General features: G+C 62.3%; 25 protein-coding genes and 1 tRNA gene. 6 read left to right on the top strand and 20 right to left on the bottom strand.

What is annotated here, in order from left to right:
- Positions 1 to 203 precede the first annotated feature (203 nt).
- Positions 204 to 280, top strand: a tRNA-Pro gene (locus tag NGM99_RS13350).
- A 46-nt stretch (positions 281 to 326) separates the two neighbouring features.
- Here NGM99_RS13350 and NGM99_RS13355 read toward each other — a convergent pair.
- From NGM99_RS13355 to NGM99_RS13385, 7 genes are all read right to left on the bottom strand, one after another.
- A complete protein-coding gene (locus tag NGM99_RS13355) occupies positions 327 to 698 on the bottom strand; it encodes a GFA family protein (protein ID WP_252820058.1) in 372 nt (123 codons plus the stop codon).
- On the bottom strand, positions 695 to 1,243 hold the full coding sequence (locus tag NGM99_RS13360) for a MerR family transcriptional regulator (protein WP_252819676.1): 549 nt from the start codon (positions 1,241 to 1,243) through the stop codon (positions 695 to 697). The genes NGM99_RS13355 and NGM99_RS13360 overlap by 4 nt, the downstream gene beginning before the upstream one ends.
- Before the next feature lie 59 nt (positions 1,244 to 1,302).
- Positions 1,303 to 1,635 (bottom strand): integration host factor subunit alpha, encoded by a 333-nt coding sequence (locus tag NGM99_RS13365; RefSeq protein WP_252819677.1) that lies wholly within the window; start codon positions 1,633 to 1,635, stop codon positions 1,303 to 1,305.
- A gap of 86 nt (positions 1,636 to 1,721) precedes the next feature.
- The gene (locus NGM99_RS13370) at positions 1,722 to 2,693 is read right to left on the bottom strand and encodes a beta-ketoacyl-ACP synthase III (RefSeq protein ID WP_252819679.1); all 972 of its coding nucleotides are present in this window, start codon (positions 2,691 to 2,693) and stop codon (positions 1,722 to 1,724) included.
- Positions 2,694 to 2,700: 7 nt separating this feature from the next.
- A complete protein-coding gene (plsX, locus tag NGM99_RS13375; RefSeq protein ID WP_252819680.1) occupies positions 2,701 to 3,774 on the bottom strand; it encodes a phosphate acyltransferase PlsX in 1,074 nt (357 codons plus the stop codon).
- A 114-nt stretch (positions 3,775 to 3,888) separates the two neighbouring features.
- Entirely contained in the window at positions 3,889 to 4,449 is a 561-nt protein-coding gene (locus NGM99_RS13380) for a YceD family protein (protein ID WP_252819682.1), read from the bottom strand.
- Positions 4,446 to 4,997 (bottom strand): ubiquinol-cytochrome C chaperone family protein, encoded by a 552-nt coding sequence (locus NGM99_RS13385; RefSeq protein ID WP_252819685.1) that lies wholly within the window; start codon positions 4,995 to 4,997, stop codon positions 4,446 to 4,448. Before NGM99_RS13385 ends, NGM99_RS13380 begins: the two co-directional genes overlap by 4 nt.
- A 138-nt stretch (positions 4,998 to 5,135) precedes the next feature.
- Here NGM99_RS13385 and NGM99_RS13390 point away from each other — a divergent pair, with 138 nt between their 5' ends.
- On the top strand, positions 5,136 to 5,648 hold the full coding sequence (locus NGM99_RS13390; protein ID WP_252819687.1) for an outer membrane protein assembly factor BamE: 513 nt from the start codon (positions 5,136 to 5,138) through the stop codon (positions 5,646 to 5,648).
- Between the two features lie 57 nt (positions 5,649 to 5,705).
- Here the strand turns inward: NGM99_RS13390 and NGM99_RS13395 are convergent, their stop codons facing one another.
- From NGM99_RS13395 to NGM99_RS13450, 12 genes are all read right to left on the bottom strand, one after another.
- Positions 5,706 to 7,850, bottom strand: coding sequence for a sodium-translocating pyrophosphatase (locus tag NGM99_RS13395; protein ID WP_252819689.1), 2,145 nt, complete (start codon positions 7,848 to 7,850; stop codon positions 5,706 to 5,708).
- 242 nt (positions 7,851 to 8,092) lie between these two features.
- Positions 8,093 to 8,587 carry a transcription antitermination factor NusB gene (gene nusB, locus NGM99_RS13400; RefSeq protein WP_252819691.1) on the bottom strand — a complete coding sequence of 165 codons (495 nt, stop codon included), beginning with the start codon at positions 8,585 to 8,587 and terminating at the stop codon, positions 8,093 to 8,095.
- 2 nt (positions 8,588 to 8,589) lie between these two features.
- Positions 8,590 to 9,078 carry a 6,7-dimethyl-8-ribityllumazine synthase gene (gene ribH / locus NGM99_RS13405; protein WP_252819693.1) on the bottom strand — a complete coding sequence of 163 codons (489 nt, stop codon included), beginning with the start codon at positions 9,076 to 9,078 and terminating at the stop codon, positions 8,590 to 8,592.
- Between the two features lie 85 nt (positions 9,079 to 9,163).
- Positions 9,164 to 9,337: a hypothetical protein gene (locus tag NGM99_RS13410; RefSeq protein WP_252819695.1), complete on the bottom strand. Its 174-nt coding sequence runs from the start codon at positions 9,335 to 9,337 to the stop codon at positions 9,164 to 9,166.
- A gap of 29 nt (positions 9,338 to 9,366) precedes the next feature.
- Positions 9,367 to 9,984: a riboflavin synthase gene (locus NGM99_RS13415; RefSeq protein WP_252819697.1), complete on the bottom strand. Its 618-nt coding sequence runs from the start codon at positions 9,982 to 9,984 to the stop codon at positions 9,367 to 9,369.
- Entirely contained in the window at positions 9,984 to 11,075 is a 1,092-nt protein-coding gene (gene ribD, locus NGM99_RS13420) for a bifunctional diaminohydroxyphosphoribosylaminopyrimidine deaminase/5-amino-6-(5-phosphoribosylamino)uracil reductase RibD (RefSeq protein WP_289852475.1), read from the bottom strand. Before ribD ends, NGM99_RS13415 begins: the two co-directional genes overlap by 1 nt.
- A complete protein-coding gene (nrdR, locus tag NGM99_RS13425; protein WP_252819701.1) occupies positions 11,065 to 11,529 on the bottom strand; it encodes a transcriptional regulator NrdR in 465 nt (154 codons plus the stop codon). The genes ribD and nrdR overlap by 11 nt, the downstream gene beginning before the upstream one ends.
- A 28-nt stretch (positions 11,530 to 11,557) precedes the next feature.
- A complete protein-coding gene (gene glyA / locus NGM99_RS13430) occupies positions 11,558 to 12,847 on the bottom strand; it encodes a serine hydroxymethyltransferase (RefSeq protein ID WP_252819703.1) in 1,290 nt (429 codons plus the stop codon).
- Positions 12,848 to 12,994: 147 nt separating this feature from the next.
- On the bottom strand, positions 12,995 to 14,242 hold the full coding sequence (locus tag NGM99_RS13435) for a L,D-transpeptidase family protein (protein ID WP_252819704.1): 1,248 nt from the start codon (positions 14,240 to 14,242) through the stop codon (positions 12,995 to 12,997).
- A 304-nt stretch (positions 14,243 to 14,546) separates the two neighbouring features.
- On the bottom strand, positions 14,547 to 15,086 hold the full coding sequence (gene ldtR, locus NGM99_RS13440; protein WP_252819706.1) for a transcriptional regulator LdtR: 540 nt from the start codon (positions 15,084 to 15,086) through the stop codon (positions 14,547 to 14,549).
- Between the two features lie 136 nt (positions 15,087 to 15,222).
- Entirely contained in the window at positions 15,223 to 15,654 is a 432-nt protein-coding gene (locus tag NGM99_RS13445; RefSeq protein WP_252819708.1) for a DUF6163 family protein, read from the bottom strand.
- Positions 15,651 to 16,712: an enoyl-CoA hydratase/isomerase family protein gene (locus NGM99_RS13450; protein ID WP_252819710.1), complete on the bottom strand. Its 1,062-nt coding sequence runs from the start codon at positions 16,710 to 16,712 to the stop codon at positions 15,651 to 15,653. Before NGM99_RS13450 ends, NGM99_RS13445 begins: the two co-directional genes overlap by 4 nt.
- Before the next feature lie 109 nt (positions 16,713 to 16,821).
- Here NGM99_RS13450 and hemB point away from each other — a divergent pair, with 109 nt between their 5' ends.
- The gene (gene hemB / locus NGM99_RS13455) at positions 16,822 to 17,862 is read left to right on the top strand and encodes a porphobilinogen synthase (RefSeq protein ID WP_252819712.1); all 1,041 of its coding nucleotides are present in this window, start codon (positions 16,822 to 16,824) and stop codon (positions 17,860 to 17,862) included.
- A complete protein-coding gene (locus tag NGM99_RS13460; protein WP_252819714.1) occupies positions 17,862 to 18,269 on the top strand; it encodes a (R)-mandelonitrile lyase in 408 nt (135 codons plus the stop codon). The genes hemB and NGM99_RS13460 overlap by 1 nt, the downstream gene beginning before the upstream one ends.
- On the opposite strand, the gene sthA is transcribed toward NGM99_RS13460, so the two are convergent.
- Positions 18,254 to 19,681 (bottom strand): Si-specific NAD(P)(+) transhydrogenase, encoded by a 1,428-nt coding sequence (sthA, locus tag NGM99_RS13465; protein WP_252819717.1) that lies wholly within the window; start codon positions 19,679 to 19,681, stop codon positions 18,254 to 18,256. The two genes, NGM99_RS13460 and sthA, sit on opposite strands and share 16 nt — an antisense overlap.
- Before the next feature lie 157 nt (positions 19,682 to 19,838).
- On the opposite strand from sthA, the gene NGM99_RS13470 reads away from it, so the two are divergent.
- Both NGM99_RS13470 and NGM99_RS13475 read left to right on the top strand, forming a co-directional pair.
- Positions 19,839 to 20,315, top strand: coding sequence for an RDD family protein (locus NGM99_RS13470; RefSeq protein ID WP_252819719.1), 477 nt, complete (start codon positions 19,839 to 19,841; stop codon positions 20,313 to 20,315).
- A 76-nt stretch (positions 20,316 to 20,391) separates the two neighbouring features.
- Complete coding sequence (locus NGM99_RS13475; RefSeq protein ID WP_252819721.1) at positions 20,392 to 21,150, top strand: arginyltransferase; 759 nt, start codon at positions 20,392 to 20,394, stop codon at positions 21,148 to 21,150.
- The last annotated feature ends 20 nt before the right edge of the window (positions 21,151 to 21,170 follow it).

Raw genomic sequence — 21,170 nt, forward strand, 5'->3', positions numbered from 1 at the left:
TGGCCGATAGACTTTGAGCACGTCTTTGGCAGCCTGAAGCATGGGGTCAAGCGCTGTGGGCATAGGCCGAAGTCGTGCCCGGACCCTCGTGGGACTTTGCGTCTGGGCATACCGCAAATCATCCAGATTGGCGGGCTTTCGTTTGAAGAAGTGATTTTAGCGCTTGCGCCGCAAACCCGTATTCTCTAAGGCTTCGCTCGGTTCGGAGCGTAGCGCAGCCCGGTAGCGCACTTGACTGGGGGTCAAGGGGTCGTGGGTTCGAATCCCGCCGCTCCGACCATTCCTTCCCTCAGCTTTCAAACTTAAATTCTACCGTTCAGGTGGCGTCAGCCATCTGTCTCATGCTGCTCGCATCCGGCTACAGGGTTCAGCCATTCCTCGCGTCGTATGGTCCAGACCTCTTCAGTCGGCGTCAGTCCGCTTGGTGCCGCGTCAAGGGAGCCGACGCGGATGCGCGCTTCGGTTTCGCGCAGGAAAAAGAGCCGTCCGCCACAGGTGGAACAGAAGTGGCGTCCTCGATAGCTTGCCGTCTCGCCAGTCATCTTAAAAGAGTCGCGGGGCCACGCTGCGATGAGCGCGAAGGCTGAGCCGCTTTCCTTGCGGCAGTCGCCACAGTGACAGATGCCCACTTGGGTTGGCTCGCCGGAGACCTCATAGCGAACGGCGCCGCAAAGGCAGCCGCCGGTTCTCGCCCTCAGCGGACCTGATCCAGCAGGCGTTTGCATTCGAGCAGGTCGAATAATGCTTCCTGCAGAAGCGCGCGGTTGTCGCGGCTGAGCTTTCCTGAGCCTGCTACCGGCCCTTCCTCCTCGCCTTTTCCGATCCCGAAGAAACGGCGGCTGGGCTTGGCCTTGGCTTCGCCGACCAGCATCTCGCCGTCCTCGTCGCGCTCGATCACGGGCGCGGGCGGCACCGCCATGGCCTCTTCTTCGGCCGCCCGTCGGCGCGCCACAGCCTCGATCGCCGGCACGTCGCCAGTGCCGACGGAAACGACGAACTGATTGCCGTTGTCGCGCAGCATGCGCTGCACGCCTTTAATCGTGTAGCCCTGGTCATAGAGCATGTGCCGGATGCCCTTGATGAGTTCGACATCCTGCGGGCGGTAATAGCGGCGGCCGCCGCCGCGCTTCATCGGCTTGATCTGCGTGAAGCGCGTTTCCCAAAAGCGCAGCACATGCTGCGGCAGGTCGAGATCCTCGGCAACCTCGCTGATGGTCCGGAATGCGTCGGGACTCTTATCCATCGCGGCAGACCTTTGCGGTTGTGATTCGAATGACATTGCAGCGCGTTACGCGCCGAAGCTCAACTGCGCTCGGTGCTCGACTTCTTCTTGTCGCTCGACATGCCGCGCAGGATACGGCTTTTCAGCACGTTGGACGCCTTGAAGGTCATCACGCGACGCGGCAGGATCGGCACTTCCTCGCCGGTCTTCGGGTTGCGGCCGATGCGCTCGTTCTTGTCGCGGACCTGGAAGGTGGCGAAGGAGGAGAGCTTCACCGTCTCACCGCGCACGATGGCGTCGCAGATCTCGCTCAACACGCTTTCGACCAGTTCCGCCGACTCCGTCCGGGAAAGTCCGACCTTGCGATAAACAGCTTCCGCAAGGTCAGCACGAGTCAGAGTTTTACCGCTCATCCGATGAACCAGCCGTCCCAGTCAAAATCTTGCCAAGTGCGCGAGAATGTTAGGGATTTTCGCGCACGCGGTCAACAAATTCGCGCCTACCAGCGCAGCAGAACCGCACCCCAGGTGAAGCCGCCGCCCATGGCTTCGAGCATCACCACGTCACCTTTCTTGATGCGTCCATCACCGACCGCCTCGCCCAGCGCCAACGGTACGGACGCGGCCGAGGTGTTGCCATGCAGGTTCACGGTGATGACCACCTTGTTCTCATCGATGCCGAGTTTCTTGGCGGAGGCGTCGATGATGCGCTTGTTGGCCTGATGCGGCACGAACCAATCGAGGTCGTCGGGACCGAGACCGGATTTGACGAAAACGTCCTCGACCACATCGGTGATCATGCCGACCGCATGTTTGAACACCTCGCGACCTTCCATGCGCAGCTTGCCGACCGTGCCGGTGGTGGAGGGACCGCCATCGACATAGAGCTTTTCGCGGTGCGAGCCGTCGGAGCGCAGGCTGGAAGCGATGATGCCGCGATCGTCCCGGGTGCCCTCGCCTTCAGCCGCTTCGAGGATGATGGCGCCGGCACCGTCGCCGAAAAGCACGCTGGTGGTGCGATCCGTCCAGTCCACAATGCGCGAGAACGTCTCGGCGCCGATCACTAGAGCGCGCTTGGCCTGCCCGCCGCGCAGGTAAAGGTCAGCTGTCACCACCGCATAAACGAAGCCTGAGCATACGGCCTGCATGTCGAAGGCGAAGCCATGGAGCATGCCGAGACGCTGCTGAATCTCGACGGCGCTTGCCGGAAAGGTGTTGTTCGGCGTCGAGGTGGCTAGCACGATCAGGTCGATATCGGCAGGCGTCAGGCCGGCATTGTCGAGTGCCTTACGCGCGGCCGCCTCGCCCAGCGAAACGGTCGTCTCGCTTTCATTGGCAATGTAGCGCTGGCGGATGCCCGTGCGTTGGGTGATCCACTCGTCCGAGGTTTCGACGATGCCCTCGAAATCCGTGTTCTTCATCACGCGCGCCGGCAGTGCCGTGCCGATGCCGCGAACGACTGACCGAATCATTCTGTTCTTATTCCTCGGTTTCAGGTTCGGATTCATCTTCCGCCCGCAGCGCGCCGGAGCGGAGATGACGAGCGTGGAAAAGGTCGAGATCGGCCTCGATGCGGTCGAGCAGGCGGTTGCGTACCATGTCGTAGGCGAGATCGACGGCAGCGGCGAAGCCTTCCGCATCCGCGCCGCCATGGCTCTTCACGACAATGCCGTTAAGGCCCAGGAAGACGCCGCCATTGCTCTTGCCGACATTGAGCTTCATGCGCAGCCGCTCGAAGGCGCCCTTGGCGAAGAGATAGCCGATCTTGGCCATCACCGTGCGCTGCATGGCCTCACGCAGATAGGTGCCGATCTGGCGCGCGGTGCCTTCGGCGGTTTTCAGCGCGATGTTGCCGGTGAAGCCCTCCGTCACCACGACATCGACGGTGCCCGCCCCGATGTCGTTGCCTTCCACGAAGCCATGATATTTCATCGACGAAAGGTCGGCCTCACGCAGGAGGCGGGCGGCGTCCTTGACGTCCTCCTGTCCCTTTACGTCCTCAATGCCGACATTGAGCAGGCCGACGGTGGGGCGATCGATCTCGAATAGCGCGCGCGCCATCGCCGCACCGAGAATCGAGAAATCCACGAGCTGGTGAGCATCGGCGCCGATGGTCGCGCCGACATCGAGCACGATGCTCTCCGAACGCACCGTTGGCCAGATGGCGGCGATGGCCGGGCGTTCGATGTTTGCCATGGTGCGCAAACAGAACTTCGACATGGCCATCAGCGCGCCGGTGTTGCCGGCCGAGATGCAGGCCTCCGCCTCCCCCAGCTTCACCGCTTCGATGGCGCGCCACATGGAAGATTTGCCGCGACCCTGGCGAAGTGCCTGGCTCGGTTTGTCATCCATGCGCACTTCCACCTCGCAATGGGTGAAGCGGCTCGCTGCGGCCAGCCGCGGATGCGCGTCGAGGATGGGGCGTACCACCTCTTCTCGGCCATAGATCAAAAAGCGGACGTCGCTGCGGCGCGAGAGCACGGTCAACAGCGCGGGCAGCACGACTTTCGGGCCGTGATCGCCGCCCATGGCGTCGATGGAAAGTGTGATCAAGTGTCGGTCATCCCGATTGGCGCGCGCCGAAGCAGGCTACCCTGCCGGACGCGGTGCGCGGGAAAATAGAGATTTTGCCTCGCGGCACAACGGCTTTCGCGCAACAGTCTCGTTTCAAGGCTTGCGCGCGAGCCCCGCGAGCTTGGCCTGCCAGTCGCTCATCGGCGCTTCTTCGCCGGCTTCCGGCTCCGCCTCGACCTTGGCGTTCGCCTTGCGAGGATAGGGATCGATGGCAAGGCCGAAGAACTGCTCGGCCAGCGCGCCGACATCGATGAAGTCGCCTGAGAATGTTTCAGGGCTGTCCGGCCCATCCATGTCGAGATGGATTTCGCCGCCAACATCGAAGCCTTCGCGACCGAGCTTCGAGTCCTCGGGCAGGAAGACGGCATCGATCTCTTCATCGATGCGATTCCGGAGTGGCTCGAGCGTGACCACGCATTCCTGATCGATCAGTGCCTCGACCCGGCCGCGCACGCGAACACCGTTGCGCTTCCATTTCTCGACGGTCAAATCTGCCTTGAAGCTCTCGACGCCGAGCAGACCGTGCTCGTCGGCAAGTTCCGCGCGCGTTTCTGCATCGGGCTCGATTAGCACCGGTGTTCCGCGGTCGGGCAGACGTGCGACATTGACGGGATGCGCGATGGGACTGCGGGTTTCGTGGTTGGGGTGGCTCATCGTCCAAACTCCTCGGCCGCGTCAGGGAATCGCAGCGTTCCGGCCACGATCTCTTCGAGCGGCTGTGCCGCGAGCGTGGTCGCAGCATGTGAAACGTAAGATGCGAAGGCATCGGCCTGTGCATCGCGCGCTTCGCCCGGCCGTATATTGCGAAGCAGGGCGTCGGCGAGTGCCGCGCGGTCGTCGCGGTCGAGTGCCTCACCATAGGCACCGGTGCGGCCGTAAAACATCCGCGCGAGCTTCTTCATGCGCTTCGGAATGCCCATGTCGCCGATGCCGAGATCGCGCAGCGAACTGTCCACGTCGGCAAAGAACATGTCCGTCAGTTCCTGCGCCACGTCGCGCGCGGCGACCGTCTGATCCTGCACGCGGCGCAGAACGAGAAAGACATGAAGACCGATCATCTCGAATCGGCCGAGCGGCGTGTCGGGCACGTTCCACCGCGCATAAAAGGTCGGCTGCCGCGCGGCTGCCACGATCTGCTCATAGAGCGCATCGATGATCGCACGATTGGCTCGGCGCTTTCTGCTGAATAATCGTTCGAGCATCACTGAATTTCCGCGCGCTCTCGCAAATGATGGCGCTGTTGCAACGGTAGGGAAGCTGGTTTACCGCTTCAATCGCCCGGATCAAGGGCGGACAGGGGCCGAAGGGTGGCACTGGATCGACTGGATGGGGAGTTGCGCTTGAGGGGAACGAATTTCAAGAGGGCTGCAGCCTGGGGGCAAGCTGCGCCACTTCTTGCCGCAGGCCTATTGCTGGCCGGCTGCAATGGCACGGGCAATCTCGGCCTGACGCCCGGCGAGACGATCACGCAGGGCTATATCATCGACCAGGCGCAGATCGACTCGGTACCGGTTGGTTCGAGCCGCGAACAGGTTCTGCTCGCGCTCGGCACGCCTTCGACCACGGCGACCTTCGACAATGAAGTCTTCTACTACATCTCTCAGACGCGTCGCCGCAGCGTGGCCTTCATGAATGCGCGCCTCGTCGACCAGCGCATTTTGGCCGTTTACTTCGGCGCGGATGGCCGCGTGACCAATATCGCGAATTACGGCATGAAGGACGGCAAGGTGTTCGACTTCATCTCGCGCACCACGCCAACGGGCGGCAAAGACCAGAACTTCCTCGGCCGCATCCTTTCGGGAGCCGGCGCCAAGCCGAGTCTGCCGGGGGCAAATCCGACCAGCTCCTTCTAGGAGCAGGCGCAGAATCAGAAAGGCCCGCGGAGCGATCCGCGGGCCTTTCGTTTATGGTCAGGCCGAGTGGGCCAGAACCGCCAGCAGCAGCAAGGCCACGATGTTCGTGATCTTGATAGCGGGGTTCACGGCCGGGCCGGCGGTGTCCTTGTAGGGGTCGCCCACCGTGTCGCCGGTGACCGATGCCTTGTGCGCCTCGGAGCCCTTCACGTGGCGGACGCCGTCCTTATCGATGAAGCCGTCCTCGAAGCTCTTCTTCGCATTGTCCCAAGCACCGCCACCGGAGGTCATCGAGATCGCCACGAAAAGGCCGTTGACGATAACGCCGAGCAACGACGCGCCGAGTGCCGCGAACGCTGAGGCTTTCGAGCCAGAAATGAGCAGCACGCCGAAATAAACGACGAGCGGCGCCAGGACAGGCAGCAACGAGGGGATGATCATCTCCTTGATCGCGGCCTTGGTCAGCAGGTCCACGGCGCGCGCATAATTCGGCTTGGACGTACCCTGCATGATGCCAGCATCCTCCCGGAACTGACGCCGGACCTCCTCGACGATCGAACCCGCTGCGCGACCGACCGCCGTCATGGCGATGCCGCCGAAGAGGTAGGGGATCAGGCCGCCAAAGATCAGGCCCGCCACCACATAAGGGTTCGAGAGATCGAAGGACACAGTCCCGAGATCGGCGAAGTACGGATACTGCGCGGCGTTTGCAGCGAAGTATTGCAGGTCGTAGGAGTAGGCCGCGAACAGCACCAATGCGCCCAAGCCTGCCGAGCCGATGGCATAGCCTTTGGTCACGGCCTTGGTCGTGTTGCCCACCGCATCGAGCGCGTCGGTGGATTGGCGCACTTCCTTGGGCAGGCCCGACATTTCGGCGATACCACCGGCATTGTCGGTAACGGGACCGAACGCATCGAGTGCCACGATCATACCGGCAAGGCCCAGCATGGTCGTTACCGCGATTGCCGTGCCGAACAGGCCTGCAAGCTGGAAGGTCGCGATGATGCCGCCAACGATCACGATGGCGGGCAGCGCCGTCGATTCGAGCGAGACAGCCAGACCTTGGATGACATTCGTGCCGTGGCCGGTCACGGAAGCCTGCGCGATCGAGTTCACCGGACGCTTGTTGGTGCCGGTATAGTATTCGGTGATCACCACGATCAGTCCCGTCACGAGAAGGCCGATGAGCCCGCAGATGAAGAGGTTGGACCCGGTGATCGCCATGCCGTTGGCGGTGCCGATCTCACCAAAGCCGACAGTCGCCCAGGTCGCGACGCCGAGGCCGACGATGGAAAGCAGGCCGGTGACGATCAAGCCCTTGTAAAGCGCGCCCATGATCGAGCCGTTTGAGCCGAGCTTCACGAAGAATGTGCCGACGATCGAAGTGAGGATGCACGCGCCGCAGATGGCGAGCGGGTAGAGCATGACATTGCCAAGGGCGGCTGTCGTGCCGAAGAAGATCGATCCGAGCACCATGGTGGCGACAACGGTCACCGCATAGGTCTCGAACAGGTCGGCCGCCATGCCCGCGCAGTCGCCGACATTGTCGCCGACATTGTCCGCGATGGTCGCCGGGTTGCGCGGATCGTCCTCCGGGATACCCGCTTCGACCTTGCCCACCAGATCGCCGCCGACATCCGCGCCTTTGGTGAAGATGCCGCCGCCGAGACGCGCGAAGATCGAGATGAGCGAAGCACCGAAGCCGAGCGCGACGAGCGCGTCGATGACGGCGCGGTCGTTCGGTGCATGGGCCATCGGACCAATCAGAATGAGGTAGTAGACCGAGACGCCCAACAGCGCGAGGCCGGCCACCAGAAGGCCTGTAATCGCGCCCGACTTGAAGGCGATGTCGAGGCCAGCGGCAAGGCTGTTCGACGCGGCTTGAGCCGTTCGCACATTGGCGCGCACCGAGACATGCATGCCGATAAAGCCTGCGACGCCAGAGAGCACGGCACCGATCAGGAAGCCGATGGCAGCGATGCCGGACAGAAGCCACCAGGCGAGCAGGAAGACCACGACGCCGACGATGGCGATGGTGGTGTATTGGCGGGTCAGATAGGCTTGGGCACCCTCGCGGATAGCAGCAGAAATTTCCTGCATCCGCGCATTACCCTGGTCGGACGCCAGCACCGACTGGGTTGCCCAGATCGCATAGGCGATCGAAAGCAGCCCGCAGGCGATGACGACATAAAGCATTGTCATGTCCGAATTCCCTCCCAAAAATTCGAAGGGGACCCGGGCGGAATGACCGGGCCCGATGGAATCACGCCCAAATCAAGGGCGGAATGCCCATAGGCCGTAACGGCAGGGATAAAACGGGACGGTTCGACCGGCGTCAAGCTGACGCCGTCATGGTTCAAGCGTTAATCGGTTGAGGAACTGGCACCAGTCCGCGCAATTCGACGCGGAACCCTCATTTGATAGGTCGAGCGCAGGTAAGGGCCCTATGCGCTGCCCTTGCTCTCGGTGCGAACGCGCTTCGCAACGCGGTCCAGCACGGCGTTGACGAGCTTGGGCTCGTCCTCGGTATAGAATGCCTTGGCGATATCGATATATTCGGACACGATCACCGGAACCGGCACGTCGTTGCGCTTCATCAACTCCCACACACCTGCACGAAGGATGGCGCGAAGGGTCGAATCGAGGCGCGAGAGCGGCCAGTCATCTGTCAGGGCCTGACGGATCACCGGGTCGATGGTGCGCTGCTCCGCGACGACGCCCGAGATGATGGTGCGGAACCACTGCGCATCGGCCTCGCGATATTGCGCGCCATCCACTTCCTTGCCGAGACGGAAGCTCTCATATTCGGCCGCGATCTCGAGGACACCCGCGCCCGCGACATCCATCTGGTAGAGCGCCTGCACCGCAGCGAGGCGAGCGGCCCCGCGCTTGTTTGCCTGGCGAGGTGCTGTTTCTTCATTCGCAATCGGCTCGGCCATGATCAGGCTCCCAGGCGATCGCGGATGGCGATCATGGTCAGAGCCGCGCGTGCCGCGAAGCCGCCTTTGTCGCCCTCTTCGCGCTTGGCGCGAACCCAGGTCTGCTCTTCATTCTCAGTGGTGAGAATGCCGTTGCCGATGGCGAGCGAGCCGTTCACAGAAAGGTCCATAAGAGCGCGCGAGGATTCGTTGGCGACCACATCGAAGTGGTAGGTCTCGCCGCGAATAATGGTTCCAAGCGCGACGAAGCCGTCATACTGCTTGCCGCCATCGTCGGCTGCGTCGAGCGCAAACGCGATCACGGCCGGGATTTCGAGCGCGCCGGGAACGGTGACGACGTCGTAGGTCGCGTTCGCCTCGTCGAGTGCGGCCTTCGCGCCTTCGAGCAGCGCATCGGCATAGCCGTCATAGAAGCGCGCCTCGATGATCAGCAGGTGCGTTTTCCGCGCCGGCGCGAGAAACGCGCCCGTGTGAGTGTGGGTGGTGGCCATGAAAGTCTCCGGAAGCGCCGGTGACTTAGGCCGATGCCGACTTTATCGCAAGGCTAGAGGTGAAGAGCAGCCATTCCCTTTTGCGTTAGCGCTTTAAGGAACGCTCATGCAGACGCACAGCGGTGTAGGCACCCGCAGCAATCAGCGCAGGCAAGCCGAAACCCCAAAGCAGCCAGAACAGGTTCGCATCGCTCACGAGATCGATCCTTTCAGCACGCGTCTTGCCCACAAATGTCGTGCGGTCGAGAGCGTTGGCCAACAGCTTTGTACGCTCATTCTATATCAGGCTCAAAGCCCATCCTTCTGCGCTTCCACTAGCCGTGCCGCATAGCGGGCCATTGTGTCGATCTCGATGTTGACACGATCGCCCGCCTTGCGCTCCCCCCATGTGGTGACTTCGAGCGAGTGACGGATCAGAAGCACGTCGAAGCGAGTACCTGCGACGCGATTGACGGTGAGCGACGTGCCATCGAGTGCGACCGAGCCTTTCGGCGCGATGAACCGCGCGAGCTCGCGTGGCGCTTCCAGCGTGAAGCGGGTCGCCTCCCCCTCCTCCTCGACAGAAACGATCTCGGCCTGCCCATCGACATGGCCGGACACGATATGGCCGCCGAGTTCGTCGCCGACCTTCAGCGCGCGCTCGAGATTGATGCGCGTGGCACTGTTCCAATTGGCGGCAGTGGTGAGGCGCAGCGCTTCCTCCCAAGCTTCGACCTCGAACCAACGCGCATTCGAGCCTGCCTCGGGCAGCGTCACGACAGTCAGGCACACGCCGGAGCAGGCGATGGAAGCGCCGATGTCGATCGTGGACGGATCATAGGCCGTTTCAATCCGAAAACGCTTTCCCTCGGGCAGCGAGGAAACAGCTGAAATGTTGCCGATGTCGGACACGATACCTGTGAACATCAGTCTCTTCTCCATTCCCGGCAGAGATCATCACCGAAGCGGCTTTCGCGCGTGAGGTGAAAACCCTGTAGCGGCGTATCCCATGCGATTGGCGACGCTATGCCGCCTCGGCCGATCTTCATCGCGCCCTTGAACAGCACGAGCCGATCCACGAGGCCATCCGTGAGCAAGGCTCTTGCGGTCGCAGCACCCCCCTCGATGAACAGATTTGCAATGCCCTGTGACGCCAGATCTTCGAGAAGTTCCGGCATCGCAATACGACCGTCGAACTCTTCGACGGCCAGAATGCCGACACCGGCTGCTTCGAGTTTCGCGCGGCGGTCGTTATCAACGGATGCGGCAATGCGAACCGGGACATCCCGAGCGGTTCGAACTAGATTCGATTGAAGCGGCAGGCGGCTGTTCTTGTCGAGCACGATGCGGATCGGCGAGCGCCCTTCTAGCCCGCTCAAGCGAACCGTCAAAAGCGGATCATCAGCCAGCGCCGTATTGATGCCCACCATGATCGCATCGCTCGCAGCGCGCATCATCTGCACCTGGGCGCGGGCGGTGGCACCCGTGATCGGCAACTGCCCTTTGCCTTCTCGCCCGATCATATCATCAGCGGAAAGCGCAAGCTTGAGAGTCACATAAGGCCGCTTGTTCAGCGAGCGCATGAGATAGCCCGCCATGGCGTCGGATGCTTCGGTAGCCAAAACACCTTCGGTCACGTCAATCCCAGCGTCGCGCAGGATGGCGTAACCGCGCCCGGCGACACGCGGATCCGGATCGGCCGCAGCGCCGACAACACGGCGTATGCCGGCCGCGACCAAGGCATTCGCGCAAGGCGGGGTCCGGCCGTGATGGGCGCAGGGTTCGAGCGTGACATAGGCGGTCGCACCCTTCGCCCGCTCGCCGGCCTCGGCGAGGGCTTGGGGTTCGGCATGCGGGCGGCCACCGACAGCCGTGACGCCCCGGCCGACAATGATGCCATGGTCGTCAACGATCAAGGTTCCGACAGATGGGTTGGTCGCGGTGCGCCCGAGATTGCGCAACGAAAATCGGATAGCCGCCGCCATGAAGCAACGGTCTTGCGCCGGATCAGTCAACATCCTCGTCGCTGCGCAGCTCGCCAAGAACGTCGTGGAAGTCCTTGGCCTCGCGGAAATTGCGATAAACCGAGGCAAAGCGGACATAGGCCACGTCGTCCAGCGACTTCAGGGCGTCCATCACGAGACGGCCAATCTCGTCGGATGTCACTTCCGCCTCGCCGCCGCTTTCCAGCTGGCGAACGATGCCGGTGACAGCCCGGTCCACGCGATCCGGATCGACATTGCGCTTGCGCAAGGCGACGTCGATCGAACGACGTAGCTTGTCTCGGTCGAAAGGCACCTTGCGGCCGGAGCGTTTCCCAACGATCAGGTCGCGCAGTTGCACGCGCTCGAAGGTGGTAAAGCGCCCGCCGCAAACGGGACAGACGCGACGGCGCCGGATCGCGACGCCGTCTTCGGCGGGTCGCGAATCCTTCACTTGGGTGTCTTCAGACTGGCAATAAGGGCAACGCATCTTGAACCGATATGGTGATGCGCTGCCTTTAGTTCATGTAGGGGTACATGGGGAAGCGGTCAGTCAGCTTGCGCACCTTGTCGTGCACCGCTGCCTCGACCGTGCCGTTACCTTCGTCCGAATTGGCCGCCTTCAGGCCGTCGAGCACTTCAGAGATCAGCGCGCCGATCTCGGTGAACTCGGCTTCGCCGAAACCACGCGTGGTGCCGGCCGGCGTGCCCAGGCGGATGCCAGAGGTGACGAACGGCTTTTCCGGGTCGAACGGGATGCCGTTCTTGTTGCAGGTGATCGCCGCGCGGCCGAGCGCGGCTTCCGCGCGCTTCCCCGTGGCGTTCTTGGGGCGGAGGTCCACCAGCATGGAGTGATTGTCCGTGCCGCCCGACACGATGTCGAGACCCGTATCCTGCAGGCTCGTGGCAAGCGCCTTGGCGTTCTTCACGATGTTCTCGGCGTAAGTCTTGAACTCGGGCTGCAATGCCTCGCCGAAAGCCACGGCCTTCGCCGCGATGACATGCATCAGCGGACCGCCCTGCAATCCGGGGAAAACGGCCGAGTTCATCTTCTTCGCGATCTCCTCGTCGTTCGAGAGGATCATGCCGCCACGGGGGCCGCGTAGCGACTTATGCGTGGTAGTGGTCACCACATGCGCGTGCGGGAACGGCGACGGATGCGCGCCACCGGCCACGAGGCCCGCGATATGGGCCATATCGACCATCAGATAGGCGCCGACGCTGTCGGCGATCTCACGGAAGCGCTTGAAATCCCAGATGCGCGAATAGGCAGTGCCGCCGGCGATGATGAGCTTGGGCTTCTCCTGCTGCGCGATGCGCTCGACCTCATCCATATCGATGAGATGATCGTCGCGACGCACGCCGTAGGACGCCACCTTGAACCACTTGCCGGACATGTTCACCGGCGAGCCATGCGTGAGGTGGCCACCCGAATTCAGGTCGAGGCCCATGAAGGTGTCGCCCGGCTGCAGGAGCGCCAGGAACACCGCCTGGTTCATCTGGCTGCCGGAGTTCGGCTGGACGTTCGCGAAGTTGCAGCTGAACAGCTTCTTGGCGCGGTCGATGGCAAGCTGCTCGGCGATATCCACGAACTGGCAGCCACCATAGTAGCGCTTGCCGGGATAGCCCTCGGCATATTTGTTGGTCATGATCGAGCCCTGCGCCTCGAGCACCGCACGGCTGACGATGTTCTCCGAGGCGATCAGTTCGATCTCGTGGCGCTGACGACCGAGTTCCTTGCCGATGGCATCGAAGATCTCCGGATCCGCATCCGCGAGCGTGGTGGTGAAGAAGCCGTTGGCTGCCATGACTGCCCCATTCGTGTCTAAACGTGCGCGCGACCTAGCACGGAGATCAGCGCCTCACCATGCATTCGCGCGACGTATTTTGCTGCTTTGCGCCACGCTGAAACGGAAAAAGCCGCCCGAAGGCGGCTTTCTCTCAGATGACGATTTTTAGAGCGAAGAAATCTTCAATTCCTGCGCCCCGTCCAGCGCGTAGATATCGTCGCGGAAATGCGTGACGTGATCGCCCGTGGACCATGCCGAGATGTAGGAGAAATAGACCGGCACCGGCTGCGCGATCTGCACCGGCGTGCTCTCGCCCGACTTGATGGTCTGTTCGAAACGCTGGCGGTTCCAGCCAGGCGTGTCGCGGATCAGCCAGGTCACGAGGTCGCGGACGTTCTGCACGCGCACGCAGCCCGAAGAGTCGAAGCGCATGAGCTTGTTGAACAGGCTCTGCTGCGGCGTATCGTGCATGTATGTGGCGTGGGTGTTCGGGAAGTTGATCTTCACCGACGCCATGGCGTTGTTCGCACCCGGATCCTGACGGAAGCGGAACTTCGCTGCATCTTCGGTCGACCAGTCGATGGTGGTCGGGTCGATCTCGCCGCTGGGTCCGAGAATGCGGATGTTGTTCTTGGTCAGATAGGTCGGATCCTTGCGCATGAGCGGAATGATGTCCTTGCGGACGATCGATTCCGGTGCATTCCAGTACGGATTGACGATGACCTCGTTGATGGCCGAGTTCAGGATCGGCGTCTGGCGGTCGATCTTGCCGACGATCGCCGTGTGCCGCTGCACCACGCGACCGTTCTCGACTGCCTCGATCTGGGCTGCCGGAATGTTGACCATCACATAGCGGCTCGGTGTGTTCTGCGTGTAGGGGCGCAGGCGCTCGAGATTGGTCTGGAGCTGGCCGAGACGAACCTGGGCAGAGATGTTCATGGCGGCGTAGGAGTACTTGCCGAGCACACCGTCTGCCGGCAGGCCGTGACGCGCCTGGAAGCGCTTCACGGCGGAATCGACATATGAGTCGAACTCAGTGGAGAGGCCGGCCGACTGCGAAAGGTCGCCGGTGATGATCAGGCGGCGGCGCAGCGCCTCGACGTCCGGGTCGGACACGCCGAGTTGAAGCTTCTTGGTGTCCGGCACCGTGTTCCAACTGCCCTGTGCCGCGATGTTCGAATACTCGCCGATGGCCTGCTCGATGTAGCCGAGCGTCTGCGGGGAAAAGATCGGCAGGGTGGAAGCGACCTTGCCGCCCTGCGAAGCGCGCGCATCGAACTGCATATCCCAATCGCCGCGACCAGATGCTTGGAAGATGTCGCTCAACACGTCCTGCGCGAAGCTCGTGCCCGGCACGGCTGCGGTGGCGAGGCCGGCGATCCCGGCGAGAAACTGGCGGCGGCTGGCTTGCATCGATTATCCCATCGCTTTGCTTCGCCAAATCCCGCGCTTCCCACGCGGCTCACGAAGCTCAAGGTTTCGGAAGCGTCCTTGGTGCCTGCCTATCCTTAACAAAAGGCCAAGGCACCCTGCCCAGCCGATCACGGAAAGGTCAACGATCTCGCTTCCTTAGCTGGGTTTCTCGAAAGCCATTCGAATATGGCGGCAGCGTGGCCGGTAGCCCGACGCTGTTCGCGAAAACGACGTGGCCGACGGGGTGGTGTTCCCCGCCGGCCACACCTCTTTGCCTGGAGAGCAAAAAGAAGGGAGAAGAGGCTTACATGCGGTAAGCGATGGTATCGTTCCAGAAGCGGTCCAGACGCTGCAGCGCCTTGTTCATCTGCTGGAACTCTTCCGGGTTGATGCCGCCGACCTGCTCGATGGAACCGATGTGGCGCTCGTAGAGCTTGGCGACCACATCCGCGACTTCAGTGCCCTTGGGCGTCAGGCTGATGCGGACCGAGCGGCGGTCGATGCGCGAGCGCTGGTGGTTGATAAAGTCGAGCTCGACCAGCTTCTTGAGATTGTAGGACACGTTCGAGCCGAGATAGTAGCCGCGGGTGCGAAGCTCGCCGGCGGTCAGCTCGGAATTGCCGATGTTGAACAGAAGCAAGGCCTGGATGGCGTTGATGTCGGAGCGGCCCGAACGCTCGAACTCATCCTTGATCACGTCGAGCAGGCGGCGGTGCAGACGCTCGACCAGCTGAAGCGACTCCATGTAGAGGGTGCGAAGCGCATCACGGCGTTCGTCCTGCGGAGCGGTGTTGGTGTTCGACTGGGTGTGAGCGGTCCTGCCCGCAGCGCGTGCGTTCGTCATGGGTTGCCTCTTCCTGTTGTCGCCAGTGGCAAGGTCTATCGCCTCACCTTGATCGCGACCCTACGCGGCAGCCTATAAAACTTGACTTAAACCTCACGCTTAACAGAGCCTTGCACAGGAAAACGCAATCTCACGCTTAATAGTGGCTTACTTCCCTCCCTCGCCTTCGTCTCGAAATGACAACAACGAAGGCGATATACACAATCGCAACCATAGCGTGGACTGCGAGCACCGAATAATTAGTGCCGAATAGATCAGGCAGTGCTGCATACATCACCGTTTCCACTACCGCGCAGATGAACCAGATGATCGGCCCCCAAGACGCCAGCATCCAGAGCCCAATGGCGGCGAACGGAAAGAACACGGCGAGCAGGACAGCCGCGACCTGCCAATAGGTGGGCATCAGGTCGAAGCGCCAGAGCGGTCCTTCATAGAAACCGAGGAGCCTGACCCAGTAGAAAACGCCGAAGATCAGGCAGTACAGAGCGACGATGCGCTGAAACCATTCGAACAAAAGCTCGGTGGTCGAAGGTCGCGTGGACAGGCGGGAAAGTTGCTCGTCCGTCATCTGCCATCGTTCCACAAAACGAGTTCGTCTTCGCCAAGCGGCGCGAAATGCGCATCCACGGCTGCCGGATCGACATCGGACAGGCGCGACGGGCGCCAAAGCGGCTTGCCGTCCTTTTCGATCAGCGTCGCGCGGATACCCTCGTAAAAGTCATGGCCGCGCAGCATGCGGGTCAGGATGCGAAATTCCATGCGCAACGCTTCCTCGACCGTCAGCATCGCGCCGGCGGCGATCTGCGCGAAAGTGACGGCGACGCTCATCGGCGAGCGGCTTTTGATCGTCATCAGGGTTTGCCGCGCGAACTCGTCGCGCCGCCATGCGGCCTGCTTGAGGCTCGCGAGCACATGCCGGAGCGTATCGCGGGAGAAGTGGGTGGCGATGGCGTAAAGCGTGGCATCATCGGTCTCACGCGGTGGGACGACCGCATAGGACCTGACGCTCGTGTCCGCATCGGCGGTCTCGCAGAGATCGTCGCGAAAGGCCGAAAGCTTGTCGGAGGGGACGGCATAGGTCGCAAGCTCCGTCCAGAGCGCATCGCCCCAGTGCATGCGGTTGCCTGTCAGCGCCATATACATGCCGTAGGAGCCCTTGACGCCGGAAAGAATGCAAGTGCCGCCGACATCAGGGAAAAAACCGATGCCGACTTCCGGCATGGCGAACTCGGCGCGCTCGGTCATGATGCGCGTCGGCCCATGGAAGGCCAGACCAACGCCGCCGCCCATGGCGATACCATCGACCAGCGAGACGTAGGGCTTCGGATAGCGCGCGATCAACGCGTTCAGGCGATACTCGTCGGCAAAGAAATCGAGCGGTGGACCGCCTTTCTTGCGGCGCTGGTAGACTTCCATCAGGTCGCCCCCGGCACAGAATGCCCTGCCCTCGGCCTGAACAACCACGATCTCGATGGCCGGATCCTCCGCCCATGTCAGCAGCGCGCGCGTCAGGGCCAGGATCATCCGGTGCGACAGCGCGTTCAGCGATTCCGGACGGCACAGCGTGATAAGACCCGCACGGCCCTGCCGCTCGAACCTGATCTCGCGATCCTTCACTTGATCCATGAGGTTGTCCCGTTGCGGGTTTCGGGATAGCAGCGGCCCCATGCTTTGACAAAACGCTTTTGGGCGGTGACCCTGCTCACGCCCGGTAAGCGACCGAAAAGGCGCATCCATGAACAAGCACTCATCCTTCTCACAGCCCTCGCCCCGCAGTGTGGACGAGATCACCGGATCGCGCCGCCTGCGACGGATGCGCAAGGCGCCATGGTCGCGCCGGCTGGTGCAGGAAACGCAGCTCACGGTGAACGACCTGATCTGGCCAATCTTTCTGACCGAAGGCACGAATGTGCGCGAGCCCATCGCAGCCATGCCCGGCCTATTCCGCGTCTCGCCCGATCTCGCAGCCAAGGAGGCGGAGCGCGCGGCGAAGCTCGGCATTCCGGCACTCGCGACCTTTCCGAACGTCGCTTTCGACTTGAAGGACGAAGCGGGCTCCCAAATTCGCGAACGCGAGAACCTGATCAACCGCGGCACACGCGCCATCAAGGCGGCGGTGCCCGAAATCGGTATCATCACGGATGTGGCGCTGGACCCCTTCACCACGCACGGCCATGACGGGATCTTGCGCGACGGCATCATTCTCAACGACGAGACCGTGGCCCAGATCGCGCATGGTGCCGTGCTTCAAGCCGAAGCGGGCGCCGACATCATCGCGCCATCCGACATGATGGATGGCCGTATCGGCGCGATCCGCGATGCGCTCGACGCGAACGGCTTCTCGGACGTGCCGATCATGTCCTATGCGACCAAGTTCGCCTCCGCCTATTACGGCCCCTACCGCGAGGCCATCGGCACGGCCGGGCTGCTGAAAGGCGACAAGAAGACCTACTATATCGACCCGGCCAATTCCGACGAGGCCGTGCGCGAGACCGAGCAGGATCTGGCCGAAGGCGCCGACATGATCATGGTCAAGCCCGGCCTGCCCTATCTCGACATCATCCGCCGCCTGAAGGACGAGTTCGCCATGCCGACCTTCGCCTATCAGGTGTCGGGCGAATATTCGATGATCCGCGCGGCCGCTGCCAATGGCTGGATCGACGGTGAGCGGGTGATGATGGAAACGCTTCTGGCGTTCAAGCGTGCGGGCTGCGACGGCATCCTGACCTATTTCGCGCCCGAGGCTGCGGAATTGCTGGCGAAGGGTGGTCTCTGATGGATATCAAACGCGCAGGGTCACAGGCCTCGCAAACGGGCGCCGCGGACTGGTTCACCGGTCGGGTCCGCAGAGACCCGCTTTTCACGGCGCCCGAACCGGCACGTGTGGCAGGCGCCCAGGTGACGTTCGAGCCTGGTGCGCGAACCGCATGGCACACGCATCCGCTTGGCCAGACGCTGGTCGTCACGTCTGGCTTCGGGTGGGCGCAACGTGAAGGCGGGCCGATCGAGGAGATCAGGCCCGGCGACGTCATCTGGTTCGAACCCGATGAAAAGCACTGGCATGGCGCGACTGCCACCACGGCCATGACGCATATCGCTATCCATGAACAGCTCGACGGTCGATCCGTCGACTGGCTCGAGCATGTCTCGGACGCAGAGTATCTCGGTCAGGCTGCCGGCTGATCGAGAGCGGCGGCTTCGGCTCTCGCCCCACCCATGCGGTTCCATGCGTCGAGGCCCGCGATCTTGTAGGCCTCGGCGAGCGTGGGATAGTTGAAGGTGTTTTCGACGAAGAAGTCGACCGTCCCCTGAAGGTTGATGACCGCCTGTCCGATATGGACCAGTTCGGTGGCGCCTTCTCCGAGAATGTGCGCGCCGAGCAGGCGGCGGTTTTCCAGAGAGAAGATCAATTTCAGGAAGCCCGAACCGACGCCCATGATGTGGCCGCGCGACGTTTCGCTAAAGCGCGCCACGCCGGCCTCATAAGCAATACCCTTCTCGCGCACCTGCGCTTCGGACAGGCCCACGGTCGAAATCTCCGGCACGGCATAGATGCCATAGGGAAATGTCTCGGGCGCGGGCGGCAGCGCGATGCCGAAGGCGTGGCAGGCGGCGACGCGTCCCTGTTCCAGCGAGGTCGAGGCAAGGCTGGGGAAGCCTATCACGTCACCTGCTGCGTAGATGTTCGGCACGGAGGTCTGAAATGTGTGCGGATCGACTTTGATGCGCCCGCGCTCGTCGGACTGTATGCCCACCGCATCGAGGTTCAGGCTGCCGATATTGCCGCTGCGGCCAGCCGCGTAAAGCACGACATCGACGCGCACCACCCGGCCGTCCGCCATGTGAACCTCGGCGCCCTTCTCATTCGAAACGATCTCCTTCACAGCCGTACCGAGCCTGATCGTCATGCCGCGATCGCGCATCTCGTGGATGAACTCGTCCACCAGTTCGCGGTCGATGAAGTCGAGAATGGTCTGGCGCGGCTCGATCAGCGTCACCGGCACGTCGAGCGCGGAGAAGATCGTGGCATATTCCACGCCGATCACACCGCCGCCGATCACCGCCAGGCTGCGCGGGAGGCGTGGCAGCTCAAGGATGTCTTCGCTGTCGAAGACATGCTTGCCGTCGAAGGGCACATTGGCCGGCCGAAAGGGCTTGGTGCCCACCGAGATCAGGGCGTGGCGGAAACCGATGCGGCTCTTTTCGCCGGCTTCGGTCTCCACATCGACATTGTTCGCGTCCGCAAACTTCGCCACGGCCCGCAGCGAGCGTACGCCGTTGCGCATGAACTGGTGCTGCAGCACCTCGACTTCGTGGTCGAGCGTCTTTTGCAGGCGCGCAATGAGGTCGGCCGCACCGATGTCCTGTTTCACGCGATAACCGCGCCCGTAGAAGCCGCGCTCGCGCAAGCCCGAAAGGTTCAGCACCGTTTCGCGAATGGTCTTGGAGGGAATAGTCCCGGTATGAACGGACACGCCACCCAGCCTCCGCCCGCGATCCACGACAAGAACCGACTTGCCAAGCTTTGCCGACTGGATGGCAGCGCGGCGTCCGGATGGGCCGCTGCCGATGACCAGCATGTCATATTCCGCCATCACAAATCCTTCCGCCGCACGCTTTGGCGAACGTTGCGCACCCACGTTGCGAACTCAACGCAGAATACGGCTCTTCAGCACGATCCTTGCATTCGCATAGACTATTCCCACCTTTCGGTTGCAGACCGGTAACAACGCCGCGTCATGGAGAATGAAGATGACCGCCCGCGATTATCGTGACGATCTCGCTTCGGTGCCCCTCGACGAGCCTGCGCTCTATGACGGCGTGCTGTCGCGCCGCGTCTTTGCGTTCTGTATCGACTATCTCCTGATCGCGTTGTGGACGATCCCTGCCGCCATCGTCGTGTTCATCGGCGGCATCGTGACGCTCGGCCTCGGCTGGATGCTGTTTGCGATACTGATCCCGCTCGTCGCGCTCATCTATATGTGGAAGACGCTCGGTGGCCCGAACCAGGCGACCACTGGCATGCGCATGATGGGCGTGCACATCATGCGGCTAGACGGCTCACGCATCGACGGGCCAACCGCCGCAATCCACATGGCGCTGTTCTGGCTCGGCAATGCGGTGCTCACGCCACTGATCCTGCTCGCGACGCTCTTCACCAATGGCAAGCGTACGATTCACGACCTTTTGCTCGGCACGGTGGTCGTGCGGGACCGCCCGCCGCTATAACTGTCAGAAAGACTGAATTGACGAATCGCGCCGCATGGCGGCCAATGGTGGAATTGTTTCTCGTAATCACCGCTCGATGACGCAGCACGTAGTCACACAAACTCCGCAGTTCTTCCTGACTGCGCCATCGCCCTGCCCTTACATTCAGGGGCAGTTCGAGCGGAAGGTGTTCACGCACCTCGTAGGCGACCGCGCGCCTGGGATGAACGATCTCTTGACGCAAGGCGGCTTCCGCCGCTCGCAGAACATCGCCTACCGGCCGGCCTGCGAGTCCTGCCGGGCCTGCGTGTCCGTTCGTATCGTCACCGACGAGTTCGCCGAAACTCGGAACATGCGCCGCGTGCAGCATCGCAACAGTGACCTGATCGGCACGATGTTCGATGCGCAGCCCTCCACCGAACAATATTCCCTTTTCCGCACCTATCTCGACGCCCGTCATCGGCGCGGCGGCATGTCGGATATGAGCGTGCTCGACTATGCGATGATGGTCGAGGACACGCATGTGGATACAAAGGTCATCGAGTACCGCCGTCGCGGTCCCGACAGCTTCATCACGGGTCGAGGCGAAGGCGAGCTGATCGCGGTCGCCCTTACCGACAAGATGGGCGACGGGCTTTCCATGGTCTATTCCTATTTCGATCCGGAAATGGAGGACCGCTCGCTCGGCACCTTCATGATCCTCGACCACGTCGCGCGGGCCAAGGCGATGGGCCTGCCCTATGTCTATCTCGGTTACTGGGTCAATGGCTCGCCCAAGATGAACTATAAGGTGCGCTTCCAACCCCAGGAGCACCTTACTGCGCGCGGCTGGGAGCGTTTCCCCATCGAGGACTGAGGTCTTCGCCAGCCGAAAGC

The organism is Mesorhizobium liriopis (assembly GCF_024053505.1).
Lineage (GTDB): Bacteria > Pseudomonadota > Alphaproteobacteria > Rhizobiales > Rhizobiaceae > Mesorhizobium_B > Mesorhizobium_B liriopis.